The sequence below is a fragment of the Halalkalibacter alkalisediminis genome, assembly GCF_028610705.1.
Taxonomy (GTDB): Bacteria; Bacillota; Bacilli; order Bacillales; family Bacillaceae_D; genus Halalkalibacter; species Halalkalibacter alkalisediminis.
The window spans coordinates 1-2,592 of record NZ_JAQQWT010000099.1 but is presented as its reverse complement, the minus strand read 5'-3'; the positions used below and the strand labels follow the sequence as shown (position 1 = coordinate 2,592).

General features: G+C 31.2%; 4 protein-coding genes. All 4 read right to left on the bottom strand.

Annotated features, from left to right (window positions below):
• Positions 1 to 12 precede the first annotated feature (12 nt).
• The 4 genes from PQ474_RS25955 to PQ474_RS25940 all read right to left on the bottom strand — a co-directional run bounded on the left by PQ474_RS25955 (position 13) and on the right by PQ474_RS25940 (position 2,276).
• Positions 13 to 525 carry an RNA polymerase sigma factor gene (locus PQ474_RS25955; RefSeq protein WP_273848471.1) on the bottom strand — a complete coding sequence of 171 codons (513 nt, stop codon included), beginning with the start codon at positions 523 to 525 and terminating at the stop codon, positions 13 to 15.
• 200 nt (positions 526 to 725) lie between these two features.
• Complete coding sequence (locus PQ474_RS25950) at positions 726 to 1,130, bottom strand: hypothetical protein (protein WP_273848470.1); 405 nt, start codon at positions 1,128 to 1,130, stop codon at positions 726 to 728.
• 67 nt (positions 1,131 to 1,197) lie between these two features.
• Positions 1,198 to 1,740, bottom strand: coding sequence for a hypothetical protein (locus tag PQ474_RS25945; RefSeq protein WP_273848469.1), 543 nt, complete (start codon positions 1,738 to 1,740; stop codon positions 1,198 to 1,200).
• Between the two features lie 80 nt (positions 1,741 to 1,820).
• A complete protein-coding gene (locus PQ474_RS25940; RefSeq protein WP_273848468.1) occupies positions 1,821 to 2,276 on the bottom strand; it encodes a DUF3888 domain-containing protein in 456 nt (151 codons plus the stop codon).
• Positions 2,277 to 2,592 lie beyond the last annotated feature (316 nt).

Below are 2,592 nucleotides of genomic sequence, written 5' to 3'. Positions count from 1 at the left end.
TCTTCGTCTTTGTTATCCTTGCTCATTTTGTACCTCCCTATATATATCAATAAAAACCTTCTTAGCTCGAAAGATAACTGTTTTTACTGTGCCTGTATTTAATTCTGCTATTTTTCCAATATCTTTATAGCGTAAATCAAATATGTATTTAAGTATCAAAAACTCCTTATAACGTTTTGGCATCTTTTCTAGGGCGTTTATTACTTCTTCGCTAATCTCTTTCTGAACCAACACTTCTTCTGGCATCAAACCTTGCTTTATCTTTTCAAATAATTGCAATTCTAATGAAGCTCTATGCTTTACTTTGTTTCGTCTTAACAAATCATAATATCGATTGAGTGATACTCTAAAAAGCCAACTTTGAACCTTTTCTGGAGAAATGGCATCAATATTTTCTATTAATATTAGTGCAGCGTCTTGTACAATATCCTCTGCATCTTGCCTTGAGGCACCTTGTTTTATAAGATAATGGAAAATTAGTTTCAGTTGTTTATTTAGATGTATTTGAAATTCAGTATCATCCATTCCTGACCTCCTTCCTTATCTTTATAACGAATTTATCATCAAAATGGTTTACATCTCCCATATAATTAAAAAAGAGCTATATTAGCTCAAATAAAATCCTAACAAATAAAGAAAGAGCATCCTTCAATACTCAACAATTCTGCCCTTTAGTTTAAGTGAAAATTTCCACAAATGAACGGGTCAAAATTCCCCTTGAAATTTTAATATTGTTTCTTCAAATCGTTATATATCTCAATTGCTTGTTCATATAAATCATTGTTTGGCTCGATTTGATAATTTTCTTCAACATTATCATGTAGATGAAAAATCCCCTTATCATCTAAAACTAACATGCCTGATATTTGGTCATTAAAGACAAATGTTATTGTTATTGCCTTGTCATAATTGATTTGTTGGTTAGTTTGTCCAATATATTCAATTTGATTATATGCATCTACAAGTGACTGAACAGTTTCCTGCTCCACTTTATTATATCCACTGTACAAACTCTGTCCTAAGCCAATATCAAAATAATCCGCTTTAATTTTCTCTACAGTATTTTGACTACAACCGTTTACAATTAAAAAAGCAATTACTAAGATAGAAACAAAAAATGATTTTCTCACAATCCCAATCCCCTAAGATTTATATTGTTCTTTCGTTCAAGCACCCGCTACTTGAAGATGTATTTGCTTAATAATTCTTTAAATATATGTAATTACTACTTCTAAATACTCGAAAAGTTAAATTGTCATTTGCTTTAAGCATTTCGGCAACATTGTTAATTGTGTCTCCAGAAAAATAAATCCCATAGCCTTTATTTTCAGGATAGCCGTATAAATAACAAATGACTTTTTCTTCCTTCATAAAAACGATTTGGTTCATTCCTTCACTAACTGTTTCACTGATATTATCCCATTTATACCCTACCGTCTCATAAACCTTATCTTTCGAAGTATATGGGTCAAAAGAATATACAACATCCCACTCAAATGGAGTGACATCTAATAAATTTATTGTTTCAGCCGATTGTTCAATTGACGTTATCTGTTCTCTTAATAATTCTTCGTTCACTTCCCACAAATCTTTTTGTAATAGATTTATTGAAACTACGACACAAAGCATAACGATAACCACAATTGCTACTCTTTTTTTAGATTTCAAATCAACATTCTCCTTAGCATTTTTAAACCTCTTCTGCCCGTTACTTGAATAACCATGTTTTGATTTTAACATTAACTTCCTTTTATATTGTACAAAAAAATGCGTTCCTGTAATAAAAACAGGAGACGCATTAATTAGGATTCTACATTAATTTATTTGTTATCATTAGTACCATGATGATGGGTGTAATCCGTTAATTCAACCGTTACATCGTTTATGTTTTTTCTTTCAACTTCGGAGGAACCAAAATATGTCTTTGGGTCAATATCAAATGTAACTGTGTCAAATTCCCAGTAATCTCCCTTTACATTTGGGTTATTTATTTTTACTGTGAGACTGACTTCATACCACCTTTTTGATTTACTTCCCGTATGGTCAACCATTAAAGTGATATTGTTTACTCTTTCCAACCCCCATGTCACCTCATCTCCACATTCTTTTTGAACTGCATCGGTAACATAAGGATTGAGTATATCAACTAATAATTCTTCTGGAGCTGCATAAATTTCCTTTTTTGTTGTACCGCTGAGGTCAACTTCAGCTGAAACAAAAGAAATAGGTGCTAAAACAATTAGGACTATTAATAACGATGATATTATCTTTTTCATATAAACACCTCAATTTTTTCTGCAAATTTTGATATGTTTAATATGCGCTATAAATTATTTCTTACTCAACAATCCTGCCCGTTAGTTTAAGTGAAATCCTTCACAATCTCAGCTATTATTCTACACGAATACATGAAAACGTTACTCAACAATCTGGCCCTTTAATTGAAATTTCATTCTGCACTTTGATCTACATGCAAAAGAAGCCTTCACTATTGAGGGCTTCTTTACACGGCTATTTGATTTGTTCATGGAGGTTGTTCACTTATATTTTTTATGTCAGATAATATATTATATCTCATTGACAATTGTAAAA

Bases quoted from the DNA above. Each gene is read 5' to 3' on its own strand.
- PQ474_RS25955 (WP_273848471.1), bottom strand. From the start codon at position 525: ATGGATGATACTGAATTTCAAATACATCTAAATAAACAACTGAAACTA.
- PQ474_RS25945 (WP_273848469.1), bottom strand. From the start codon at position 1,740: ATGTTAAAATCAAAACATGGTTATTCAAGTAACGGGCAGAAGAGGTTT.
- PQ474_RS25940 (WP_273848468.1), bottom strand. From the start codon at position 2,276: ATGAAAAAGATAATATCATCGTTATTAATAGTCCTAATTGTTTTAGCA.